Source organism: Bdellovibrio sp. HCB274 (assembly GCF_047306075.1).
Lineage (GTDB): Bacteria > Bdellovibrionota > Bdellovibrionia > Bdellovibrionales > Bdellovibrionaceae > Bdellovibrio.
In genome coordinates this window covers 258584-282878 of sequence record NZ_CP178623.1, presented here as the reverse complement: position 1 = coordinate 282878, position 24295 = coordinate 258584, and the positions used below count along the sequence as shown (strand labels likewise).

Below are 24295 nucleotides of genomic sequence, written 5' to 3'. Positions count from 1 at the left end.
TACTTTATGACATCGCTGAGACGGCATAGGGTAATTCTCGACCGTGGCACGGGTTTAGCTATTCCCCCATCATCACAAAAGGGGTTGGGGATGACTCTAAAAGCTTTACTTTTTGCTATTCCGGTTATCAGTGCTTTTTTAGCTCTGCCAGCCTTTGCCTCCGCACTTTATACTGCGAAAACCTCTAAATATACTGCGTACTCCATGACGGCTGACCGCGCCCTGCAACTAAATTCCGGGCAATTGATGGTGAATAATTCCTCAATGCCAACAACGGCCTTTGCGGTTTGGAAGCTCTTCGTAAAAGCCTGTGTTCCGAACGTTGTGAATGACCGTTATTCAAAATCTTTAAAAGTAACGACTGCAGGCAAATTCACAATTCTGGATTTTCAGTGCGACAATAAAACTGACTTCAATAAAATTCCTGAAACAGTGCAGTTCATTATGACTCTTGATGAACACAAACAACTGGCAGACCTGCAGCTATTGCAGTTCTCCACAGATATATCCAGACCTGCCAATGTAAAAACAGATGACCCCACGGATATCCTGATGGAGGTCGGCGCGGGAACTTTGGTACAAGGATTAACGGTTAAGGATGATCAGAATTCAGAAATCAAATCAAAGATCATCAATTCGGTCGCAGGAAGCCTGGTGGCGGTTTCCACTGCGGCTTTGGCTTACAGCCAATGGAATATCACCAAGAAACAAGCCTACTGGATTGGGGTTGCCTCTAGCGTTGTCGCCAGCCTGTTAAAAGGGGCGTATGAGACTTATACTGAAAGTACCATAGATGCCACCGACAAAATCAGTGCGGCGCCGGGCGTACTTCCCAGTAACATCGACATTCGATTTCAAATTTCTTTTTAGAACATGATCATCACGCCAAAGTAGGGATCCAACAGAGTATCCGAGTGATCGTACTTGGAGTAATCGAAGTGTTTGTAGCTGATCTGAAAAGCCAATGGGATGCGCGTTGGAACTTTATAACCCAAGTCGACCTGATACCCATTTCCACCGTCATAGTCACCGTACTTGGAAGAGACAAAGTACGTAGCCAGCATATAGAATCCGGACTCTTTTTTAGTCATATACCCGCCGCTGACGCCATAGGAAGTTCTGTCCACAGAGGCCGTCGAACTTGAATTCTCGTTTTGGTAAAGAGCGCCCAAAACCCAGGAGCTTCCCTGAAACATATAGTAGGCACTGACATCGTAAACCATACGGGAAGTTTTGCTGCTGGAACCGGACTCTTCAGCAGTATTGCTGTTGTAAAAGAACGCAAGCTTGGCAAAGCTACCTTCAGCCAGAGCTTGATTTGCGTGCAAAGCCACAGAACCAAAAACTAAAACGAATGCTAAATATCGGATGGTTTTCATGGATTCAATGGTGACAAGTGCAGATACTTTGCACAACTAAAAACTTTCAATTAACAGCTGCAGCTTCACTTTTTCTTTTTACGAACGTAAAGCTTCTTTAAAACAGTGGCTACCAACGCCCCGTCAGCATCAAGAACTTCCACGGGCAGATCAAAGATATACTTTTCACCCGAGGCCGTTTCCTGCAGAACTTTGTTTATGATGGCATCGTCAATTCGAAATTCCACAGTCACTTTGGTTTTCCCTGGAGAAACGAAATCAATGGTCGCGCCCTTATCCCAAACATAATAGTCATGACCAAGGTTATTGATAAACATCAACATGAAGAACGGGTCGGTCATAGCATAAAGCGAGCCGCCAAACTGAGTCCCTACGTAGTTTCGATTGTACCAAGCTTGTTTAAGACAGACTTTGATGTACCGATAGTCTGGAGCGATTTCCATAACTTTGATACCCGCACCCAGGTAAGGGGGCCAGATACTGATCAATCTTGCCACCACCCAGCCAGGTGTTTTTGAACCCATTTTTCTTAGGATAGCGGTTATCATTGCGACGCCCCTTTACGATCTACTTTTCCAGAATAGACTTTAGGGCCTTCAAGTCCGTGAGTACAGCACTTTGATCTTTTTCAAAATCAGCGTCTGAAACTTTAGGAAGACGATACAGAGTAAAAATCACTTCGCTGCCTTCGCCGTTTTTCACCACACGCAGTGGATTGTGATTCACTACTCCTGAAGGTAGGGTCACGTCATGATCCAAAACACCAAAGTTATTCTTTGGCGAAAAACGAATCTTAACATTCCCCATCGGGGATGCCGCCACCCATTCTTCACCTGACTTAATCAGTTTGGCGCGACTCAGACCTTGCGCCCACAAATTCATATTTTCTGGATTAGCGGCGAAGTCATAAACGTCACCAACAGTTCTGTTGATCGAGACGCTGATTTGACGGGATGGATATGTCACAAGAATTCCTTTAGTGGGTCGCACAGCTGATTTAAACATTTTGACTTGGGAATACCCTGCAGTTGCACAGAATAAAATTATAAAAGCACTTAATAATGATTTTAACTTCATCACTCCCCCAAAAGAGTATTGAAAGTTCCATTCGGGAAATTTTCAATACGAACTTTCAGGGTGTGACGGAAGTCATGTCACTATTCACACTTATTGGAGTCACTGTAGAAAAAGCCATGGAACTCTGAACGATTTAATCCCGGCAGGGTCAGACGCTTACCATCTTTGCAGTCTTGAATGCGGTAAGCTTCATTGATCGCCAGTAAATCCTGGAATGACGGCAGGTAACCATTCTTTTTGTAGAATTCCTGCTCTTTTTGATAGATGTTTTTTTCCAATGCTACGGCGACAGCTTCAAACTGCACGGTTGTTTCAATGGCATTGATCGGCATATATTTCGGCAAAGTTTCCTTTACCATACCGAACTGTCTGACCAGCTTTGCCAAGTACGATTTTGATGTGTGCTTCATGTCCCAGTGAAAGTCATAACCTTTTTCAATCATCCAGCCATATACGCTTTGCAAAACAGCATCCTGCATACGCACCTGACGAAGAAGTGGCATGAATCTATACTCCGCTACAAAATCAAATCGCGGATCGACTTCAACATCGTAGGGCGCAAATAGGGATGTTTTTGTTACTCCCAAGGAGCGCGGATACTTGTTGTTTTTAAACTTGGAAACTGTGCTTCTGAATTTTGGAATTTTGATCTCTCCACCAGAGGCACGGTCATAGGCTGCGCGAATGACTTCGGAACAGAACATCGCAGAGTAATCATCGTCGTTCATGGCAAAGTCATAGCGAATGCCTTGTTTGCGATCCAAAGCGGCCTGCGCCCAATCATACATTTGGCGTGCGGCTTTCTTCGCAAGATTCTGGTCAGGGTAACGGAATAAAGCCACACGGGAGTCTTCGGCCTGACGCCATTTCTCCAAAGGCGTGACAATAACTCCGTGTTGAATCAAAGCTTCAACCACGTACTTGCGACCCATTTTATCCTCGGCCACGATCGCTGCGTGAGAGAAATTACCCTCCTCGTCTGCGATTCTGGCGATCATCGCGGAGACGTATGATTTACCACGCACTAACATTACGTCACCTGATTGAAGTTGGAATCCTGAAAACTTAGGATTCGTCCACGTGCTGGGCTGATCATTAACCAAAATAGGCGTCTTTTTGAAGGAGTAAACTTTCTGAGCGTAAAGCCAGTCTAAAAGATACTCTTCTGAAAAACGCGCGTATTGAAACCCTTCACGAAGCTTCTGAACACAGTCTTTACCTAGTTCATTTCTGGAATCGAACTCCTTCAGCTTTTCATGAAGGGAGACACGAATTTGAAAAATCGTATTCAGCACTTCGGGTCCGTGCGCGCGCAGCTGCTCTTGTTCAACTGAAGTTTTTGGAATGAAATGGTCGGCTGGAAGATAGTAAAGATATTCGGTAATTCCATGCACAACAGACGAACATGTTTGAGGATTGAAGACCTGCGGATTGTTGATGTCTGCTAAAACTTTCTGACTTCCAGAAATCAGCTCAGTACTGCTTGCGGGATTACGATAAGATGTCGGTGTTGCTTCCGTTTTTATGGATTGTCCTGTACAGCCCGAAATCAAACCTATTCCTGCAAATGCCAATACCAGCTTTTTCACGCTAAGCCTCCGATGTTCCCTTACTATTCGGCATTTCACAGGTGATCATGACTGGACCTAGGGACCGTCGTTTCCACTCAAGTGTCATAGAGCTTTTAGCTGTTTCCGAAAGCGGTTTCTTATTTGTAACGGAAATACGAATGCTTAAGCACTTTTGCATTATGAAGCTTCGGAATTCCCGCACCGATAGAGAAGCATATGCGATCAAGCTTACGGCACGTTCTTCTATCACTTTTAGTAACCGTATTGTTTACGGGATGCAGCTCCCCTTCCGAGGAAGAGGATGGGCCGTCGATTAATCCAATCGCTTCGACTCCATCACCTTCGCCATCGCCAACAGCATCTGCTTCGCCGTCACCGTCACCCTCTCCCTCCCCGTCTCCAATAGTACAATATGCAATTAGTGGCAGTGTGAGTGGATTAGCGCATGATTCAATGACTGTTAGATTGAATGGCTCTGAAAGCGTGGCACTTGCAGCGGGCGCAACTTCATTTTCATTTTCTACTAAAATCAAATCTGGCGATCCTTATGCGGTGACTATATTAAGTCAGCCTCAAAACCCGGCGCTTCCGTGTACTTTACAAAATGCCAGCGGTACTGTTGCCAGTGCTGATATCTCGAATATTCAAATTACATGTCCAACTTTATCTTCGATATCCGTTTCAAATGTTCCTGCGCAATTAAATCTGGGCGCGACGTTCACTCCCGATGCGGTTGGCGTTTATTCTGACAACCAGGTGCGCAGTCTTACCAATCATGGAAACTGGCTGATTACTGATGCTACGATTCTAAGTAAAAGTGGCCTGGTATTCACCGGAACTTCCGCCGGCTCGACTTCTGTGAGCTTTTCTTTTGCTGGCACGCAAGTGAGTAAGAACGTCACTGTGAAAAGTGTCACACTGACTTCGTTACAAATAAGTCCCAGCCAAATTACGATGCTCGCAGCAACACAGAAGAATTTGAAAGTTATCGGTACTTATAATGACGGCTCGACTCAAGATCTCACGCAAACGGCGGTTTGGAGCAGCTCGGATAATAGCAAGCTCAGCGTTGATACCACTTCTAATAAAGGATTAGTCAATGCAATCTCTGGAGGCACCGCTAATGTGATGGCCGAGGTAGGTTCCGTTACGACCACTCGGGCAATCACAGTTTCTAGCAGTTCAGTATCTTCAATCTCTTTAAGCCCCGCTTTGTTAAACGGATCTTTAGGGGTAGGTCAGAATATTCGCGCTATGGCGGTATTGTCTGATGGCTCCCTGACAGATGTCACCGGCTCTGCGGCTTGGGCATTGAGTGATGCTTCAATTGCTTCATTCACTTCGGGCCTGGTGCAGTTCTTAAGTGCGGGAAGTACAAATATATCAGCGTCCCTGGGGGCTGGTTCCGCCACTGGACTTATCAAAGTATCAGCCAAGAAACTTAATTCACTTTCTTTATCGGATAGCGCTGTCTCCTTGCCAGTGGGTGGTCAAAAAAAGATCACGGTCACCGCAAACTATGATGACAACTCCACCGAAGTTGTTAACGAACTGGTGCAATGGGTGGTCGCAGATACTCAGGTCGCTACATTAAAGGATTCGGATCGTCAGCGAGGCACGCTTATTACTCAAGGAGTGGGGACGACCTCAGTGCAGGTGCTATGGCAGGGAAAAACTGCAAGTTTCACAGTTACTGCAACTTCTGCAACCGTATCCAGCATCAGACTTAGCCCTGCGGGTTTATTAATTCCTAAAGCTCTTAACATTCCACTGAAAGCTTATGCCACTTATAGCGATGGCTTAGAGTATGAGGTGACTGACACTGCAACCTTTGGGCTTTCCAACGCCAGTATTGGGCAGATCAGCACAGCACCTGAAAGCAAGGGCACGTTGCTTAATACTTATTCAGGATCCGCGACTGTCAGCTTTCAGGTGACCGCAAGCTTACAAGGCAAATCGACTTCTACAGAGTGGGTTATGGCACCAGCGACCCTTTCCAGTATTGTACTAAATCCAACTTCGGTCAGCATTGGCAGTGGTAAGAAGTTCCTGGCCCGCGCCTATGGGCAATTCAGTGATGGCGGAAGTACAGAACTCACTAATCTTGTTGCTTGGACTTCAAGCCAAAGCAGCGTCATCAGTGTCAGTAACTTTGACCTGGAAAAAGGCGAAGTGACTTCTTTAAGTGAGGGCACTGCTGTACTGAATGCAAACTTAGGTTCTGTCAGTGGCAGTGTGAATGTCACGGTCAGTGATTCAGCCTCAGAGTCAATGCCCGAGCAAGGCATGGGTTTGCAGGGATTCTATTATGCCAATAAGACCTTAACCGAATCAGGATTTAAAGGTTCGCGCATAGACGGATCTATTAATTTTGACTGGGCTCAAGGTGCCGCCCCATTGGGCGTCGGTGATACATTCTCGATTAAATGGACCGGTAAAGTGTTGGCTCAGTATTCTGAAACCTACACGTTCTGCACTCGATCGGATGATGGTGTTCGTTTGCGAGTGAATAATGTTTTAGTTGTGAACAATTGGACTGATCATGCAGCGACTGAAAACTGCGGCACAATCGCCTTAACTGCAGGACAGAAGTACGACATACAATTGGAGTTCTTTGAAAACGGTGGCTATGCTGTGATTCAACTGTATTGGCAAAGTCCGTCCCGCTCGAAGCAGATCATTCCCCGCCAATTCTTGTTTTAGAGATTCTCTTAGCCTTCAGGAAGGGCGTCCTTGATTGCGCGAAGAAGTTCGGCCCTATTGATAGGTTTTGTCAGATGCGCATTGCAACCCGCCTCCAGAGACTTTTCTACTTCCTCACGCAGAGCATGTGCGGTTAGCGCGATAATCGGCTTGGTATAACCCTCTGAGCGAAGCTTTCTGGTGGCTTGTAAACCATCCATACCGGGCATCTGCACATCCATCAAAATGATATCGTAGTCCCCACGAGAAACCATTTTAAGAACTTCAAAACCATCATTTGCACATTTCACGTCAAAGTCGTTGGATCTTAAATAGCGACGAATTAGAACCTGATTATCAGGCATGTCCTCTGCCAAAAGGATTTTTACGTTTTTCCCAGCAAAGTCCATCAGGGTCACCGGCGGCTTTGGGGCTTCTGCTTTACGAACAGCAATATCCTTTAGGTGCTCTTCATCATCAGATACAATCGTGAACAGAAAAGTACTGCCCTCGCCCTCTTTACTTTGCAGGAGCGACAAATCCCCCCCCAAAGCTCGGGCGAAGTGGCGTGACAATACAAGGCCCAAACCAGTGCCACCAAATTTTCTGTTGATAGACGTGTCGGCCTGTCCAAATGCCTGAAATATTTTTTGTTGTCCCTCGGCCGAAATCCCGATTCCGACATCCTGTACTTCGGTGCTAATGCGGATCTTGCCATTAAAGCGTTCTGCCTTCAGACGGACAGTGATTGGTCCCTTATCAGAAAACTTCAAGGCGTTTCCGATTAGATTCACCAGAATCTGTCGCAGTCGCACTGGATCTGAATAGATTCTGGCAGGAATATTACCCACTTCTTCGACTTCGATTGAGATTCCTTTTTTCTCTGCCAACAGGGAAAGGGAACTCCTAACTTCCTCTACCAGCTCGGAGTACGATACCAATGTTTTTTCCATTGGCATCTTGCCTGCTTCAAACTTGGATAAATCCAGAATATCATCAATAACCCGCAACAGAAGAGTACCGTTGGCCTGAATGCGCTCCAAGAATCCTTCTTGTTCCTCATTCAGATTTTCTGAACTTAGAAGTTCCGCAAAACCCAGAATAGAATTCATGGGCGTACGGATCTCGTGACTCATGTTTGCCAAGAAACTCATCTTGGCTTTGGTGGCTTCTTCGGCAACTTCTTTCGCGTGCTTTTCGCGAATCAGGGCTTGTTCTAAATCCGCAGTTCTTTCGCGAACCCGGGATTCCAACTCGCCCTGGGTTTTTAGAAGTTCTTTTTCTATCGCTTTTCGATCTGTTATATCTTGTGTAGTTCCGACAATCTTTGAAATCTGACCTTGATCGTCCAGGGCAAACTGCCCACGTGTTTGCAAAAACTTCGTAGTTCCATCTTTAAGATGAATAACGTGATCAAACTTAAAAGGTTTCTTACTTAAAACTGATGACGCAATGATCTGTTTAAGGCTGTCCTGATCTAACTTATCAGAAAAGCCAAGAAGTAAATCTACGGTTACCTTCGAGTTTCTATCAAGACCATAAATATTGTACATCTCTTCGGACATGGTGACTTGAGTTCCATCGACACTTCTTTCCCAACTTCCCAGCTGCGCAATTTCCTGAGCTTCTTTTAGCAGGATATCGCGGATGGTGATTTCCTCGTCAGCCTCTTTCGATCGACGAACCAAAACGCGCGCAAAACCTGAAGCGGTCAAGGCCATCAACAGGATCATCAAAGTTGCGCCCACCACCACATAGGCTAGCGTCTGAGTTCCAAGAACTACGCCTTGATGGGAGTGATGAACATGTTCATCATGAATATAAGTCGCCGCCGCCATCCCGGTGTAGTGCATTCCCGAAACTGCTACGCCCATTAACAAGCTGGCGAATGTGTGAAGCAATGCAATTCTTTTGGTGGTTCTAAAACGCAGGGACACGCCCAAGGCTGCAAAAGACGCAAAAGCTGCAATCACTACAGACAGGATTACAAGGTTCATGTCCCATACAATGCGGACAGGCATCTCCATCGAAGCCATTCCGATGTAATGCATTCCCGCAATAGCGACTGCCATGGAAAGACCACCGAAAATTACTCCGACTAGAGAGACCTTTACTCGGCTGACGATATAGAATGCAACCATCGAGGCACCGATGGCGACAATGATGGAAAGAATGGAAAGGCCCAGATCGTAGCCAACCATCATTCCCGGCATATCCATGGCAAGCATACCCACAAAGTGCATGCTCCAGATCCCTAAGCCCATTGCGATAGAGCCCGCAAGCAACCAGAAACGAATGTTTTTTCCCAGAGATTCTTTGATACGAAGAACGATATTCAATGCAACGTAGGCACCCACGGTCGCAATCAAAACAGATAAAGCCACTAATTCTTCGTTGTACGCGTGAGTCATTTCCACCCCTAGATCATAACCCTCGAGAAAACTGCCACCTAAATTTTTCTTTGTCTATGAAGAATCACTGTGAAACGACAGTGCAGAATAATCCTGTGAAGGGATTTTGTTCGATTTTCCAGGCAGATAGCCTTGTAAGTGGAACTCTCCGTGAAATTAGAACAACCACGCGAAGGTAGAATTCGAGCTTCGCGTGGTCCATAACACAATAAAGGTTAACGCCGAGCTTGGTTTTCGTTTGTCTCCACTTTGGAAATTGGTGTGGCGACAGCGTCAGATCCTTTATATCCGACTGGGGTAACTAAGTTAAAGTTTGGTGTGATATCATCCATTACTGCTATCAGACTTTTTAACGCGCTCTCTTGGCCCGCAACCTTCACATTTCCGTTTTTCATGGCTTCGTCTAAACTTACGACTCCCCCAAATACTTTCTTGATATCAATCGCTTTCATCTGGACCGTGGTATCAAAACGTTCATTCTCTTTAAGTGGGTTTACATATAAAACAGAGTTATTTAACACCAAAGAGTAGTTTTCACCAGTATCCACACTTTTAAGGGCGATACCAATTTTTTTATTCTCGGCTCTTTCTGCATTAATACGAATGGCCGCATAATCAAATAGCATCGCGAGTGGCAAACTTTCAGGATGCATAAATGGAGGATTTGGATTCTTACGATTTTGCCGAAGTTCCTTGGCGCCCATCAAGTAGAATCCTCGCCACGTTCCGTTTTCAGTTTGAAAACCCATTTGCTCATAGGCTTTTGCCAAAAGATCTTTTGCGGATTTATTATCAGGTTGGGCATAGACAACTCGATTTAATACTTCCGCGGCCCATCGATAGTCACCATCAGCCAAGGCCTTCTTACCTACCTGGATAAATTTCGAGGCGCCTCCAAAAGCGGTCAAATACCGTTTTGCCTGCTCATCACGAGGATGCTCATTCAGAGTCGCGGGATTGCCGTTGTAGAAACCCAAATAGTTTGTAAATGTCGCACGTACGTTGTGGCTTAAGGAACCATAGTAGCCGCGATTATAAAAGTTTTTGGCCAGACTATGAGGCATCTTAATTCTTGCCGCGATCTCATCTGGATCATAACCCATATTCGCCAATCGTAGAGTTTGATCATTGATAAAGCGATAGACGTCACGCTGGTTGGTTAAATATTCTTTGATTTTCGCATTTTCCCATCGAGGCCAAAGGTGCGACGCAAAAGCCACTTGTACATCATTACCAAACATTTCAAGTGAGGTATTCAGAACCTTTGACCAGACCAAAGGATCCCGGGCTTTGGCTCCTCTCAATGTATAGACGTTATGTAATGTGGCTACCGCATCTTCTGACATGCACAAAGCTTTGAGCTGAGGAAAATAGAAGAGCATTTCCGCTGGCGCTTCTGTATGTTGCGCCATTTGAAAAACAATATCCACCCCATCAACCGTCATTTTTTCACCAGTTTTTGAGATAATCTTTGTTGGTTCAGCAAAAGATCTTGTACCAAAGGAACCCAAAGGTCCCAAACCAGAGGTTAAAGAACCTTTAGGATTATTCGGAAGATACGCACCGTACATATAAAGAGTTCGACGGGTCATAACATTTCCCGCATAAAGATTCTCGCTAATTGCCTCTTCGGAGAAGTTCTCTGGTGCAATAATTGGAATCTTCTTGTCAGCTATTTCTTTCTCCGTGAGAACACCAGCTACTCCCCCAAAGTGATCAATATGACTGTGGGTAAAAATAACTGCAGACACTGGTCGAGCCCCCAGTTGTTCATTTGCAAGCTTTAACCCCGCGGCTGCAACTTCGTTTGATGCCAGAGGATCAATGATAAGCCAACCTTTTTTGCCTTCAATCAAAGTCATATTAGAAGCATCGTAGCCGCGAATTTGATAAATTTTATCCGCAACTTTATACAGGCCATTTTTTGTTATTAGTTGTGCGTGTCTCCACAACGAGGGGTTAACAGTATCTGGCGCCGGTTTGTTCAATGTGAAATACATGGCGTGCAAGTCATAAGGAACACCTGCCGTAGGAATAATATTATTTTTGGATGCGGCAATGAACCCACGGCTCGCCAGCTCGTAGTCTTCTTTACTGGCAAAGTCCAAATCCTTGATGCTATCTTGCTGGGCTTTCTTGGTAAACGACGAAGCCACGCCGTTTGCGGGAACACTTGATTCGGCCGCGTGCAGCGCCATTGATCCAAGTAATAACAAACACAGTACAACCAATTTCTTAGTGATAAACATCAATCCTCCTGTTTCATTGATAAACAGGAAAATTCTACTCTGTTTAATAATATATAAAATTGCCGATGATGAAATACAAAATACTGATTGGGAATTTGTCATTCACAACCAGAACGCCAACCTTTACTCTATTACTTAAAACATATCCTTAGGGGCGCACGATGTGTAAAACGATAAAACAAAAGGTTCACTTCAAAGCTCCTCCCGGGGTGATATACGGCCTACTAACCGATTCCAAAAAATATTCGTCCTTAACAGGTAAAAAAGCCAAGATCGGAAAAACTGCCGGTGCACCGTTTTCAGTTTATGGTGGTCAGGCTACAGGCATTATTGTGGAGCTTGTTCGCAACAAAAGAATTGTCCAAGCTTGGCAAGGACACAGCTTCCCTGACGGAATTTTTTCGATGGCAACTTTCAACCTAAAGCCAACATCCAAAAATGGTACAGAGCTGGTCTTGATCCATCGAGGCGTTCCCAAGGAAATGATTCCCTCTATTGAAGTGGGATGGCGTAAGTACAACTGGGATCCGATTAAAAGTTATCTCGAGAAGCTGGACCAACGGTCGAATGTCCAGAAATAGAATTTAGTTGAGTCAGGCCGTAAAATCTTTCTCACATTAGCCGAAATTGAATACCACTACGGGGGGCATTCATGGTCGGACTAAAGCAGTATAAGCAAGATCCTTTTTGGTTTCTTAAAACTTCGGTTGTGCGAACCGTCCTGTTTCTTCCGATTCTGGCTGCATGCATTTATTATTTTGAGCCTTCGCTTAAAACCCTGGCACTTTACTCTTTGCCGATTTTACTTCTGACCCTGGCGGGATCATGGCAAATGTTCAGCGGCTTGGCGCTTGGATCTGCCATTGTATTTTACGACAAAGGCTTTGCCGGTACAGACATCCTATGGGTTCTTGCCGGACTGTTGGTAACCTTTCCTGTTTCATCGATCATGCACAGTGCCGCCCATGGAAGTTTCCGTCCGCGTTTTCTGAATCGTTTTTTGGGCGAGCTCATGGGATTTTGGCACAATCTTTCAATTGATATCTGGGCTGTGGTGCACTACTACCACCACAAACACACTGACATTCCCAACTTGGATCCCCACCCAGCATTGGGCCAAACATACATGGGATTTTTAGATGATAGCGGAAGAAGTTTCGGAGCTGCATTCACTCATCACTTCTTTGAGTGTCATGGTAAAGGTGACCGGGCTATTCGAGCTTTCCATCTTAGTGTTTTAAACTTCAAGGTTCGCAGTCCCATTGTTTCCATGATTTGGTTTCTGCTTTTAGGCCCAAAAGCCTTCGTGCTTTTCTATGGAACGAACATTGTCTTCAAACGCTACCACTATGCCTGGTTCAACTGGGCCACACATCGCAAAACTGGCGACGAAGTTCAAGTTTTGAATTTGAACCATGGACTTTATAAGTTTGTGAATTTGATTTCCTGGAATCTGTACTATCACGGAAATCATCATGCCTATCCGTTCCTAATCAACCCAAAAAACTTGCCAGCGCAAGTTAAAGCGAAAGAGAACAATTCTGCTGCTTAGTGAAAGTCACCGAAACGTGTGCTTCGGTGACTTTAACTCACGATTACTCGTTGAAAGACACTTTGCTATTTCTTTCGCAAGTCATATTACCAAGAGCCAACACTTCCACTCCGTAATTGTTATCAGCAATGACCAAAGAGCCTACCCAAAGATCTGTGAAAACTACCTGCACAAATTCATTTGCAAATTTTCTTTTAAAAGATGCACCAGAGTTAACTTCTTGAGCTACAACTGAGGTGATCAAATCGCTTTGACCGTTTTCTTCTTTCACGATCAAAATACGTTTCCCAGGAATCACTTGACCAGTATATCTGTTAGCCGTAACTGCACCCGAACTAATGCCGAAACTGTAAATAGCGTTACCAACAGCTTGGCGGCAGGTAATATCCGTCATAGCCGTTGTCGTAGCGAAACCTTGAGTAGCAACCAAAGAAATAAGAACAACCAATAGACTTTTCATAAAATACTCCTTAAATAAATTGTTTTGGCAAAATGCCTTAGTTTTTTTAATGAAACCGAAAAGTGAAGAACCGACTTACTATTCAGCGCAAACCGTAGATTCAAGATTAACATTCTTAAGAACAATAACTGCTTCAGATGTACCGCAATCAGAATCACCACCGATAGAACCTTGAAGTGATCTTGAATTGATGTCGTAACCATTTACAGTCTCTGACAACTGCGCGGTTCCACCATCGCACTCGACGATAAAGGTACCTTCACCTAGTTCTGGGAAATGAACTGCAACCGTACTGAATTGCATTGTTTCTGATTTTGCGTTCAACGTTAGTCTTTCAGGAATAAGATCGCCGTTACTATCAATTGAGGAGTCTTCCAACGTAGCGACCAGGCTTAAAGCTATTTCCGACTTGTTGGTATCGAGAGATTTAATCGTCGCTTCACCTTGTTTGGCTCTGAAGCAGCTTTTGCTTTGAGCGAAAGTGACGTTAGACAATGCCAATACAACTATTGCGAATAATGCTGACTTTTTCATTTCTTTCTCCATGCGGCTTCCCGCTTGTTTTTAAGTTGCGGCAAATATATCGCCACGCAATGCAATGCGCCAAAAATTCTCCACGGCTTGTCGAAAAAGTCTTGTAAGTGCTTGTTTTCAAACATTAAATCAATACATGAGAATTCCTAAAGATGACCTCACTTATACCGTTTTTAGTGAAATTTATTTGCGCATGGACGACCCCAAAGGCAAGCGCAAGGCATTTTTGATTTTAGAAAGTGCTTTAAAACTTTACGCAAAAAAGGGGTGGGATCAGGTGTCGATGCAAATGATCGCGCGTGACACGGATCTTTCAAGAACGACACTGCTTCACTATTTCAAAGACCCCGTCGAGCTTCGCACTTTTGCCATCAAGTATGTGCGACTTCTTTTTCAGCGCTTCGCAATCGACGCGATGTCGAAAGCCAAAACTCCTGACAAAATGCTCGAGGCGTATGTTCGCTCCTGTTTTAAGTGGGTTGATTACTCCCGCTTGCACGCACAAGTTTGGCTCTCATTTGTCTGTACCTGTGTGAATACAAAACAAAATCGCGCACTCAACACTGTCGCCGTAGAGGCCGGCAATGACCGCATCGCCGCACTCCTCATGGCAGGAAAAACCGCGGGCTTCTTCACTTGTGAAAATCCTCAACAAGCAGCCGCCGCAATCCAAGCTCTCATTGCTGGAGGCATGCTGTGCTATGGTACCGAAGACTTTAAAGATGAAGGTAAGGGTTTGATCGAAAGCCTCGTCTCCCAGGCCTTCTTTGCCGCCGGTGGGAAGCCTCGCGCCTAATACCCAGCATAGGCCTTGCAACCTCTTAAACTCAGAGTCTGCTTCGGACTCAAAAGAGGTAAAATCAATGGCAATAGCAACCTACTGTCAAAAGTTTAGACACCTGATAAGCGTCCTTACGCTGGCCCTCGCCTGCACGGCGGAAGCCAGTCCCATTGCTTGTGAAAACGTATTTACTGAGACCATCACCCGCCCCGCAAACACTAAATATCAACTCCTCTGGCGGGAGGCTCGAACACGGGAACTGCAGCCCAATGAAATTCCAGATGTCGCCGTACTAACTAAGGAAATCCAGCAAGTTCAGCGCTCGATTTTTTCAAAGAAATCTACGACCAAGTCCCAACTCTTTTTCACTGACCAAACTTCGACGTCGGCCAATGTCGAAAGAATTCCAATTTCCAATTACGTCGGTCGCGTCAACGGCAGTGATATTTACAGCACCACTTACTATGAAAAAACCACGTATCGCCGTGGCCCCTTCTTCATTGAAAAACACGAAATCAAGACTCACCCCGGTCTGCCAAAACAGGTTCTGGCTGAAATTGATAAATTGTCTGAAGAGTTCGGTTGGAGCCGAGGCGAACTTCGAAAACGTATCTTAAATGAGATTGCAAACTATGGAACTCTTCGCGATCAAAATTTTGAATATTTATCGATTGCGATGGAAAGAGCGAATCTCGCTGGCAAGCAAACTCTTGATGAGAGCTTAGGCGATGTTCTCAAATTCTCTCTAGGGCAGTATGGCCGCAGAAATTGGACGTCGGATTTTATCGATCAGCTTATTGCCAAAGCATACTCTGCTCTTACAAAAACTGATTACGTCGTAGTCAAAAACGCCACGAGCGAAAATCTTCCTGGCGAGATCGTCGGCAGCATCGGTTACACGCGTTCAACATATGCTCAGTATCGATATTTCAATGCAAAGACGAATCGTTGGGAAGAACGACTTAATAATTTAGATACTCGCTACTTGCCTTCAAAGTCTTCATCACTTGGCACTAAAGATCTTTCCTATACGACAAACCTCGAAGTCCTACCTATGGAAGAATTCTTTGGTCCTCACTACGAACTCCCGCGCCCGGGATTAGTGGACTACGTACATGATGGCAAGTCAGCCATGACTCCATCAGTTGCTGATGCTTTAAAAAACTACATGCACGCTGATTCGACAAAGCCTTTTGCTATTTATACAGGACAAATCTTTGAGCCTGTGAAATTTGCGATCTCCAAAGCGTCAGGTCAACGCCGTGTCGGTTACTCCGCTATCTTGTTGGAACTCTTTAGCGGCGTCTTCAGTTCGGATCGCCCTGCTCAGTTCAACACCCAAGCACAGCGCCTTTATACTTATAACACCGCAGAAGGCGTCGTCATGTATCAGGGCATGGGCTTTAAAGACATGGGCCCTCAGTGGTCACACGTGGATGCAGAAGGCGTTAAATGGTATGGCTTGGAGTTGTCTCCAGAAAGAATGATGGAAACCATTACCAACCCTGCCTTTATGAAAGGAAGAGTTGCTGAGGACTTCGCAAAGGAATTTGAAGCCTCTATTGCAAGAATATTGGAATCTCAAAAGTAAACCGAATTGGAATAGAAAAATGGCGGACAGGGAGAGATTCGAACTCTCGGTAGGCTTTTGACCTACACACGCGTTCCAGGCGTGCGCCTTCAGCCACTCGGCCACCTGTCCATCGGGAACGATCTGAAGAGGAGCCAACATAGCAAGTGGTGAATAAGAATGCAAGGGCCTGTTTGGGAATTCTCGTGACCAAACCACCCGACCGAAAAACAGCCACGCGCGTCAAGTCAATGAAATCGCGTGGCTTTTTATATACCAGAACTCTATCTAAAGAACTTATATCCGTAAGTTTGCTCAGCCAGGATGTTCAAATATCTTGCAGCAACTGCTTGCGGGTACTCTCCGTTAGAGTTGTATTTCGCCTGAAGCTCTACGATCAGCTGATAGCGTTGTTCAACGTCCATCATTTTCACTTCGACCTTCAACGCGTTTTCAGCCACCAGGAATGCGTGGGCACTCATGTTTTTGTTGGCTTCTTTCAGGAACTCGCCGTCTTTAGCCGCAACGTAGGCGCGGTAAAGTTTCAGACCTTCAGCTTCGGCTTCACGGAATGAAAGATTCGCGGCTGCGATTTCTTTACGATATTGTTCCGGAGCATAATCACGAACCTTGTTCGTCATTTTTTCGAAACCAGCACGGGCACGTGCATCGCTTGGCATGGACTGAAGTTTTTTATGGAACTCTGTTGAAAGACTCAACAACGTTTGACTTGGGAACTTACGGCAAGGCAATTCATTTTGAATTGCGATCATCAACGTTTCATGACTTGCATTCAAAAGATCACGGTAAGCAGGCTCTGCCACACCACCAACACGAACCGAGTTGTACTGATCGGCAAAGAAGTTAATCAACGTCACCAGATAATTCAAAGTTGTGTAAGAGCCACCTGTGCGCATCGTCGCTACGAAATCACGAACCTGCTCTTTCAGTTGGTTGCCAGCAAATTTCTCCTGAACAGATCCTGCAGCAGCACCCTCTGCACGACTTACCCACAACTGAACTGGTTCAAGCTTATCTTTCAGCAAGGCATCCATATTACGTTTGCAGGAATATTCTGGAACGCGATTTCCAATTGCCAAACGTGGGGCTTCTTTAGTCGAGTAAGCTGTGACATCCATCGCAGACTCACCACCCATCGCTTCGGCCAATACTTCGATCGCCACGATACTTGTTTGAGAAGTGATAATCTCGGAACTTACCGGCTGGTTGCCGTCGTTCAAATTAATACCAGTCAACTGACGCATTGGAATACGATCATTTGACGACGTCACCAAAGTTGCGGAGTAAACTTTTGAACGTCCCAATTTCGAGGACAGTTCAACACGCACCAATGGCAGAGCCTTCGCCAGTTCAAGTCGGTAAACCTCTCCACCTGTTTGTCTGGTGATGGATTCAATGCGACCCGTGCCAGGATATGTAGCTTCAGTCGGCGGCTGAGTCGGTTGCGTTGGTGGAGCCGGTGGCTTAGGCAGTTGTCCCGGTTTTCCGTTCGCGTTGTTGTCAATAGTCGGTGCCGCACTGGCCATGTGCGCACTTGCTAGTACCAAAAGTAAAATTTTTCCGTAATGCATTTGAACCCCTTTCGAATCCTCTGTTTGATATCTTTTATTTTAAATTAAAAACCACTTCCCAGTACTCACGGTCTTTCTTCCACAAAAAGCGGCGACAAGTATCTCTTGATCGCATTGTTCTGACCGTAAATGTCTTCAACAAAGCGGACGACACCGTCCGAGCTCATCATGGAAGTTAAGTAAGCCGTATACACTGGCGTTTGCTTCGCTTTTGGAATCGGAATCTCCGTCGACTTCGTCATAACCTCGCCCGGTCGTGCGACCATGGACTCGATCGTTTTGCGATCCCAAGCAGTATCTTCCAGAAGGTACTCTGCCAGATCGAATGGCTTTTCCAGACGAATGCATCCAGAACTTAACTGGCGCATTGGCACATCAAACAGTTCGCGCTGATTGGTGTCGTGCAGATAGATTAAGAAACCATTGGTTAAATCAAACTTCACCACACCCAAGGCATTACCCAGATGAGGAAGCTGGCGAATGTGGATATCATAGTTCACGCGGCCTTCGCTTAATCCCATCCAGTCAATGCTGGTCGGATCGATTCTGCGCCGGAAATCCCTGCTCCAGACTTCATAGTGATGGGAATCAAAGTATTCGCGGATCTGCTGTTTCGTCAGAACTTTCAGATCATTTACCTTATCTTCACTGAATATCGTCGGCGGCACTGTCCAGAACGGATTTAAGATAACCTTTTCCACTAGGTCACGCATTGTGGGTGACTTGCGGCTGGGTCTTCCATTCACAGTACGAAAACTCATCACGCGATTATAGTCAGGATTCGATACATCCATTAGAATGAAGTACGACATTGCCAGATTCACAAAGATATAGCGATCCTCAAAGTATTGAGGGAACCAGCGCATCTTCTCCATATCCACTTGCAACTGACGAACGCGCTCACTGCACGGGACGCTTAAGAACTGCCAGACTTTTCCTTTTGGGGAAATCTCGCCATCAGGCTTGATTCTTAATCCCCACTGAATGTCAGTCACCGCACTTAATAGTTCCCCATCGAACGTGTCGTTCATGTTCACGAAGCGATAGCCCATGATCGCAAGTCTTGCCTTGATCTGCGAAATGACAGGATGCTTGGTATACAGACGTAACGGCACATTCACTGGAGCAATCTCCTTCCATGAGCCGTCAGCACAAGCAGGATATATTTTTAAGTACCCCTGGCGTGTGGACTGATAAGGGGCATTTTGCGGAGCCATCTCGTCCATCAGATTTCCAGCATCATTGCCTGATGCCAGAACTACTGTACGCAGTTGCTTGGCGCTTAGAAATTCTTTTTCAACAAACTTAATATCATACCCAACGAACTGGGGATTCACGGCGCCGCCGTATAGATCCCGTAGCATCTTTAAGAAAGCTTTATTCGCCGCCGAGCGAATATTGGCTCCTTTTGAATAACTGGACTCCAATGAATCCGTCCAATATAGCTTTGGATTCAAACCATGACGCCAGCTGGATTTCATAGCGGAGCGCATGTCTGCTGTGGTTATGTTTGCTATCACCGTATTATAATCGAGCGGATCTTGCGGCTTTGGTTTTGCCACTGTCTGCAACTGCGCCCATGCAATTACAGGCAGAACCGATGCGATTACGATACGACTCGTAAATCGTTGAACTACTTCCATGTTATGTTCCCCTCAGTAATGTTCCTCAGCCTAGGCGGGCACTTTTTAGAAGGGAAAATAATTTGGATTTACCTGTGAAATCACATGGGATTTTCGTCTGGGAGCTGGCAGCAGGACAAACAATATCCAAAATGAAATCCAACTTTTTGCCACATGACTGTTCCATCCATGTGAAAAGTCACCTTGGGCGTCTGAATTAACTGCGCGATAATTTTAGTTAACAAGATGAGGAGACACCTATGGAAGATAGAACTAAAAACTCCAGCCCGGAAATCAAAAAACTTGGTGAGTTAATTTCAGACATCAAAATCGCGATGCTTGTGACCGTTTCTGGTGGAAACAGTCTGCATAGCGCTCCATTAGTAACTCAGGAAGTTCAGCCCGATGGCAGTCTTTGGTTTATCATTTCCAGAGCTTCCCAAAAGGCCTCTGACATTCAGAATGAAAATCGCGTGAACATCACTTATTCAGGAAGCGGCAAGTATGTTTCCGTAACCGGCTTTGCCGAGCTTGTCGATAACCAGCCCGAAAAGGTGCGCGAGCTGTGGTCCAAAGCTTATGAAACCTGGTTTCCGCAGGGACCTAATGATCCGAATGTTCAGTTATTAAAAGTTGAAATTGAAAAAGCCGAGTATTGGGAAGGACATTCCAATCCGGTTGCGAAAATACTGGAGTTCGTGAAACTTACAACGGGTTCAAAACACGTGAAGATGGGCAGCCATGGGGAACTGAATCTAAGACACTAGTTCCCACACGCCAAATTTTGGACAAAAAAAAGGACCTCCATGAGGTCCTTTTTAATTACTTAGCTTCGCAACGAGCTGCGTATCTAACGAAAATACCTCTTTGGTTAACATAGTCAACGCAAGTAAGGTTCTTAGCTTCACAGTCGTCAGCCAAAACGATTTGCTCATCAACTTCACGAACAACTTGGTTGTTCTGGCAATAAGACAAAACCTTGATATTGATAGTGTCATTTGTAGTAGCCATTGCAGAAGAAGAGATCAAAAGCAAAGCAGCGATCATAGTTTTCATAAAAACTCCTTAGATAGTTTAATTCAAAGACCGCGTAGAAATACTACTCCGGGCGGGACTTTTCAACCCGGGCTCATTATAAAGGGATTCAATTTGGCAAACTTCCTTGATCGTCAAAAGTTTAGACAGCTTAAATACCGTCTATTCGAATATCTTTTCCCGGATCGCCCAAAAGGATTTCTGCTTTCTGGCGATAACAAACATCGGAGGTCGGAATAGGGCCTTTAATTTGATGGCCTCATCCGCTGATTTGATAAAAACCTTTTTCCCTGGGAGCTTTAAATGCATACGGGTGAAATTAAAGTAAAATGCGCGACTGTCAGAGACATTGTTTAAGTAGAAATACTCGGTCAAAGCTTTCGCATCCACGTCGTGATATTTCACTTCAAGACGCTCCTGCCCTCTTTTATCATATCCTTTGGTATATGTAACCGAGTCGACTCTTAAAACGTGGGCATCTTTAAGGGACATCGCTTCTTTAAGCTTCTTATCGTTATCCACCAGAACAGCCTGACATCCCTCGCAGCTTCGGGCTGCAATATCATTCTCGTGACCGCAGTCAGGACAACGCTTAAATCTGAAGCGAAAACCACAGGGCTCGATTTCTAAGCTAACCGGATCCTGAAAGGCACCTTTGCAACGACGGCCAAAATGCTCTGTCACTTCGCCTTCAGCGTCTTTGATGCCCCAAAAATTATTAACGGTCCCGCATTCAGGACACGGAACTTCCACCATGACAGTGTGGCCGGCAGGTTTGTCGTCATCCACTTCAGGTGAAAACAGGTCGTGATTCTGACCGGTATAATCCAAAACCAAACAGTCAGATTTACCCTCACTTAAGCGCAAGCCCCGTCCCACGATTTGCTGATACAAACTGACGGATTCGGTCGGCCTAAGAATGGCAATCACATCCACATGAGGAGCATCAAAGCCCGTCGTAAGGACGGAAACATTCACCAGGTACTTAAGCTTTCGAGCTTTGAAAGCTTCGATAATTTCGTCACGGTCATCAACTTCCGTATCACCCACAACCAACGCCGAAACAAACGGCGGCAGACTTTTCATGATTTCAATGGCGTGATTCACGGAGCTGGTAAAGATCATGACACCGTGACGATCCACCGACATATCCACAATGTTTTTAATAATCAGAGGCGTGATGCGCTTTTGATCTTTCAGCAATGCCTCAATTTGCGAGGTCACATAGCTGGTACCGTGAAGTTTTAAACTGGAAAAGTCATAACACGCGACCGGGGAATCGATCTTCAGCGGAGGAGTCAGATACTTGTTCTTAATCATGTATCCGATGGAAAGCTCATAGATGCATTTCTTAAAAAAGCGATCCTCAGTGGTTTGTTGCAGTTTCTTTTCCTTATGATACTGATAAATCCAACCCAACCCCAAACGATAGGGCGTCGCTGTCAGGCCTAAAACACAAATCTCCGGATTTAACTTCTTAAGCTTTGTGACCACTTGAAAATACTGGGTCTCGCCTTCCATAGAAACGCGATGACACTCATCGATCACGACCAGACTGAAATTTTCAAAGAAGGATTCATCCGCGCGGGCTATGGACTGAATGCTGCCAAAAATAACTTTATGACTTGTGTCTTTACGATCCAGGCCTGCAGAAAAAATTCCGGCTTCAAGACCAAACGAAATATACTTGGCGTGATTCTGCTCGACGAGTTCTTTGACATGGGCCATGACCAGCACGCGGCCACGGGCTAAACGCGCCAGTTCGGCGATGACCAGACTTTTACCCGCGCCCGTAGGAAGCACAATCACCGCTGGTGATTTTTCCTTACGAAAATGCTTGAGGGTCGCTTGGACCGCATCTTGTTGGTACGGGCGCAGTTGATACATAGAAAGCAATTATCTGCGCTTTTTAAATGGATTTACAGAAGATTTTGCATTTCCACGTTTTAAAGGCGGCGCACCTTTGCCGGATCTTTTCGGAGCTGACTTAGCTTCGCCCTTTTTTGCAAATTTCTTGGAACGATCAATAAACTTGAAAGTGGGATCAATCTTTTCCTCTTTCGCGCCCTGCAGGTAATGTTTAATTTTGCCGTACATGCGGTGGTCTGACGGAGTGACAAACGTAATTGCTTCGCCACTACGACCCGCACGCGCCGTACGGCCAATGCGATGAAGAAAATCTTCGGCCTGAAATGGCAAATCAAAATTCACCACATGATCTACATGAGGAACATCAAGCCCGCGAGCCAACAAGTCAGTCGCTACCACAATTCTGATTTCACCTTCGCGGAATTCCCGGACAACGCGGTTTCTTTGACCTTGAGAAAGGCCTCCGTGAATGAGATCAGACTCAAATCCATAGGACTGCAGATACTCGCCGACAGCTTCGCAGCTTTCCTGACTGCCGGTGAAAACAATCACTCCCCCGCGAGTGGCATTAAGCTCATCCAGCAGGCGGTCATTCTTCATCGTGCGATCCAGAAACAGAACTTTTTGTTTTAAGCTTTCCACTGGGGATTCAGCTTGTTCAGAGCGAATCATCACCGCTTTAGGATGCAGGAAAAGTTGCGCAATCAAATCAACATTGTGACCAAAGCTTGCTGAAAACATCAGGGTCTGGCGATTACCGCGCAAAGTTTGTTGAATAGTTTTTAACTGCGGGGCAAATCCCATATCGAGCATACGATCTGCTTCATCGATAACGACGTACTCGACATCTTTAAGCAAAAGTTTATTCGTTTGCAGATGATCATTCATGCGGCCTGGAGTTGCGATAATCAACTTAGGATTCTTCTTAAGCTGATTGGCTTGTTTGGAACCGGTAGTTCCGCCAATAGCCAAACACACTGACACTGGCATTTCACGGCACAAATCCAAAAAGACTTTGTAGATTTGCTGAGCCATTTCGCGGCTGGGAGCCAATACCAACGCACGTGCCGTGGGCTTGGAGGCAAGTCCCCTCAGAACCGACAAAGCATAAGCCAAAGTTTTTCCACTTCCAGTTTGAGCAATTCCAATTAAGTCAGATCCGCCCGTAACTGCAGGGATGGCTTTCGCCTGAATCGGAGTGGGCTTTTTGATCGACATATTTTCCAGAGCAGTTAAAAGCGCTGGAGTAAGATTCATTTCCTGAAAGGAATTCTGACTAAGAGAGGAAGTTTGGAATTTCATAGACCCGATGGTCTATCATAAGCGGTCCCAATCTGCATCGGGACCGCCAAAATTATAAAAAATACTAACGCAAAGAAGCCAGAGCCGCGTCGTAGTTTGGCTCGTTGGCGATCTCAGGAACCTGCTCTGCATGAAGGACCTTGTTATCCTCTGACAAAGTGATCACAACTCGGGAAAGTAGACCTTTCAGCGGAGAATCCGTGATGTCCAAACCCCACTCTGGGCCAAAGTGACTGCGGAAGGCAGAAAGCGATTCACAGTTTTTAATGCCTTCAGCACCGCAAAAACGCGCCTGCGCAAATGGCAGATCCATGGAAATGTTCAAGACAACCGTGTTGTCCAGTTTAGCAGCGTCTTCGTTGAAATGACGAACAGACTTGGCACAAGTTGCCGTGTCGATGCTTGGGAAAATGTTTAGAACTTTCTTTTTACCCGCAAAGTCTTTCAGACTTACTTCGGAAAGATCGCTACGAACCAATTTGAAATCCTTAACTGCAGATCCCTTAGCTGGGATTTGACCGGATGTATTTACTGGGTTGCCTTTAAGCGTGATAGTTGCCATGGAACACTCCTTTGATTCAATTGATTTACCGATTTAAGGAAGTCCCG

General features: G+C 45.5%; 21 protein-coding genes and 1 tRNA gene. 7 read left to right on the top strand and 15 right to left on the bottom strand.

Annotated elements, in window-relative coordinates; genetic code table 11:
* Nucleotides 1–90 precede the first annotated feature (90 nt).
* Entirely contained in the window at nucleotides 91–870 is a 780-nt protein-coding gene (locus tag ACLWNV_RS01480; RefSeq protein ID WP_413586129.1) for a hypothetical protein, read from the top strand.
* Here the strand turns inward: ACLWNV_RS01480 and ACLWNV_RS01475 are convergent.
* The 4 genes from ACLWNV_RS01475 to ACLWNV_RS01460 form a co-directional block, all read right to left on the bottom strand.
* On the bottom strand, nucleotides 867–1379 hold the full coding sequence (locus ACLWNV_RS01475; protein ID WP_413586127.1) for a hypothetical protein: 513 nt from the start codon (nucleotides 1377–1379) through the stop codon (nucleotides 867–869). The genes ACLWNV_RS01480 and ACLWNV_RS01475 overlap by 4 nt on opposite strands.
* A gap of 65 nt (nucleotides 1380–1444) precedes the next feature.
* Entirely contained in the window at nucleotides 1445–1927 is a 483-nt protein-coding gene (locus tag ACLWNV_RS01470) for a DUF4442 domain-containing protein (protein ID WP_413586125.1), read from the bottom strand.
* 19 nt (nucleotides 1928–1946) lie between these two features.
* Nucleotides 1947–2345, bottom strand: a complete 399-nt coding sequence (locus ACLWNV_RS01465) for an SRPBCC family protein (protein WP_413586124.1) — start codon at nucleotides 2343–2345, stop codon at nucleotides 1947–1949.
* 191 nt (nucleotides 2346–2536) lie between these two features.
* A complete protein-coding gene (locus ACLWNV_RS01460) occupies nucleotides 2537–4045 on the bottom strand; it encodes a YiiX/YebB-like N1pC/P60 family cysteine hydrolase (protein ID WP_413586123.1) in 1509 nt (502 codons plus the stop codon).
* 435 nt (nucleotides 4046–4480) lie between these two features.
* On the opposite strand from ACLWNV_RS01460, the gene ACLWNV_RS01455 reads away from it, so the two are divergent.
* Nucleotides 4481–6730 carry a PA14 domain-containing protein gene (locus ACLWNV_RS01455; protein WP_413586122.1) on the top strand — a complete coding sequence of 750 codons (2250 nt, stop codon included), beginning with the start codon at nucleotides 4481–4483 and terminating at the stop codon, nucleotides 6728–6730.
* An 8-nt stretch (nucleotides 6731–6738) separates the two neighbouring features.
* Here ACLWNV_RS01455 and ACLWNV_RS01450 read toward each other — a convergent pair whose 3' ends face one another.
* A complete protein-coding gene (locus ACLWNV_RS01450) occupies nucleotides 6739–9120 on the bottom strand; it encodes an MHYT domain-containing protein (protein ID WP_413586120.1) in 2382 nt (793 codons plus the stop codon).
* A 215-nt stretch (nucleotides 9121–9335) separates the two neighbouring features.
* Complete coding sequence (locus ACLWNV_RS01445) at nucleotides 9336–11369, bottom strand: alkyl/aryl-sulfatase (protein WP_413586119.1); 2034 nt, start codon at nucleotides 11367–11369, stop codon at nucleotides 9336–9338.
* 161 nt (nucleotides 11370–11530) lie between these two features.
* Between ACLWNV_RS01445 and ACLWNV_RS01440 the strand changes: the two genes are divergently transcribed.
* Together ACLWNV_RS01440 and ACLWNV_RS01435 are read left to right on the top strand one after the other, a co-directional pair.
* On the top strand, nucleotides 11531–11950 hold the full coding sequence (locus ACLWNV_RS01440; protein ID WP_413586118.1) for an SRPBCC domain-containing protein: 420 nt from the start codon (nucleotides 11531–11533) through the stop codon (nucleotides 11948–11950).
* Between the two features lie 71 nt (nucleotides 11951–12021).
* Complete coding sequence (locus ACLWNV_RS01435) at nucleotides 12022–12921, top strand: fatty acid desaturase (protein ID WP_413586117.1); 900 nt, start codon at nucleotides 12022–12024, stop codon at nucleotides 12919–12921.
* Between the two features lie 43 nt (nucleotides 12922–12964).
* Here ACLWNV_RS01435 and ACLWNV_RS01430 read toward each other — a convergent pair whose 3' ends face one another.
* Complete coding sequence (locus ACLWNV_RS01430; protein WP_413586116.1) at nucleotides 12965–13381, bottom strand: hypothetical protein; 417 nt, start codon at nucleotides 13379–13381, stop codon at nucleotides 12965–12967.
* A 78-nt stretch (nucleotides 13382–13459) separates the two neighbouring features.
* Nucleotides 13460–13915, bottom strand: a complete 456-nt coding sequence (locus ACLWNV_RS01425; protein WP_413586115.1) for a hypothetical protein — start codon at nucleotides 13913–13915, stop codon at nucleotides 13460–13462.
* Nucleotides 13916–14051: 136 nt separating this feature from the next.
* Between ACLWNV_RS01425 and ACLWNV_RS01420 the strand changes: the two genes are divergently transcribed.
* Nucleotides 14052–14711 (top strand): TetR/AcrR family transcriptional regulator, encoded by a 660-nt coding sequence (locus ACLWNV_RS01420; RefSeq protein WP_413586114.1) that lies wholly within the window; start codon nucleotides 14052–14054, stop codon nucleotides 14709–14711.
* Nucleotides 14712–14778: 67 nt separating this feature from the next.
* Nucleotides 14779–16287, top strand: coding sequence for a hypothetical protein (locus tag ACLWNV_RS01415; RefSeq protein ID WP_413586113.1), 1509 nt, complete (start codon nucleotides 14779–14781; stop codon nucleotides 16285–16287).
* Between the two features lie 20 nt (nucleotides 16288–16307).
* Here ACLWNV_RS01415 and ACLWNV_RS01410 read toward each other — a convergent pair.
* The 3 genes from ACLWNV_RS01410 to ACLWNV_RS01400 all read right to left on the bottom strand — a co-directional run bounded on the left by ACLWNV_RS01410 (nucleotide 16308) and on the right by ACLWNV_RS01400 (nucleotide 19501).
* Nucleotides 16308–16398 (bottom strand) — tRNA-Ser (locus ACLWNV_RS01410).
* A 152-nt stretch (nucleotides 16399–16550) separates the two neighbouring features.
* On the bottom strand, nucleotides 16551–17858 hold the full coding sequence (locus tag ACLWNV_RS01405) for a beta-sandwich domain-containing protein (protein WP_413586112.1): 1308 nt from the start codon (nucleotides 17856–17858) through the stop codon (nucleotides 16551–16553).
* 65 nt (nucleotides 17859–17923) lie between these two features.
* Nucleotides 17924–19501: a L,D-transpeptidase family protein gene (locus ACLWNV_RS01400; protein WP_413586111.1), complete on the bottom strand. Its 1578-nt coding sequence runs from the start codon at nucleotides 19499–19501 to the stop codon at nucleotides 17924–17926.
* 239 nt (nucleotides 19502–19740) lie between these two features.
* On the opposite strand from ACLWNV_RS01400, the gene ACLWNV_RS01395 reads away from it, so the two are divergent.
* Nucleotides 19741–20247, top strand: a complete 507-nt coding sequence (locus ACLWNV_RS01395; protein WP_413586110.1) for a pyridoxamine 5'-phosphate oxidase family protein — start codon at nucleotides 19741–19743, stop codon at nucleotides 20245–20247.
* A 55-nt stretch (nucleotides 20248–20302) separates the two neighbouring features.
* Here ACLWNV_RS01395 and ACLWNV_RS01390 read toward each other — a convergent pair whose 3' ends face one another.
* From ACLWNV_RS01390 to tpx, 4 genes are all read right to left on the bottom strand, one after another.
* Nucleotides 20303–20536, bottom strand: a complete 234-nt coding sequence (locus tag ACLWNV_RS01390; RefSeq protein WP_413586109.1) for a hypothetical protein — start codon at nucleotides 20534–20536, stop codon at nucleotides 20303–20305.
* Nucleotides 20537–20677: 141 nt separating this feature from the next.
* The gene (locus tag ACLWNV_RS01385) at nucleotides 20678–22402 is read right to left on the bottom strand and encodes a DEAD/DEAH box helicase family protein (protein ID WP_413586108.1); all 1725 of its coding nucleotides are present in this window, start codon (nucleotides 22400–22402) and stop codon (nucleotides 20678–20680) included.
* 9 nt (nucleotides 22403–22411) lie between these two features.
* Complete coding sequence (locus ACLWNV_RS01380; RefSeq protein ID WP_413586107.1) at nucleotides 22412–23686, bottom strand: DEAD/DEAH box helicase; 1275 nt, start codon at nucleotides 23684–23686, stop codon at nucleotides 22412–22414.
* 64 nt (nucleotides 23687–23750) lie between these two features.
* Nucleotides 23751–24248 (bottom strand): thiol peroxidase, encoded by a 498-nt coding sequence (tpx, locus tag ACLWNV_RS01375; protein WP_413586106.1) that lies wholly within the window; start codon nucleotides 24246–24248, stop codon nucleotides 23751–23753.
* Between the last annotated feature and the right edge of the window lie 47 nt (nucleotides 24249–24295).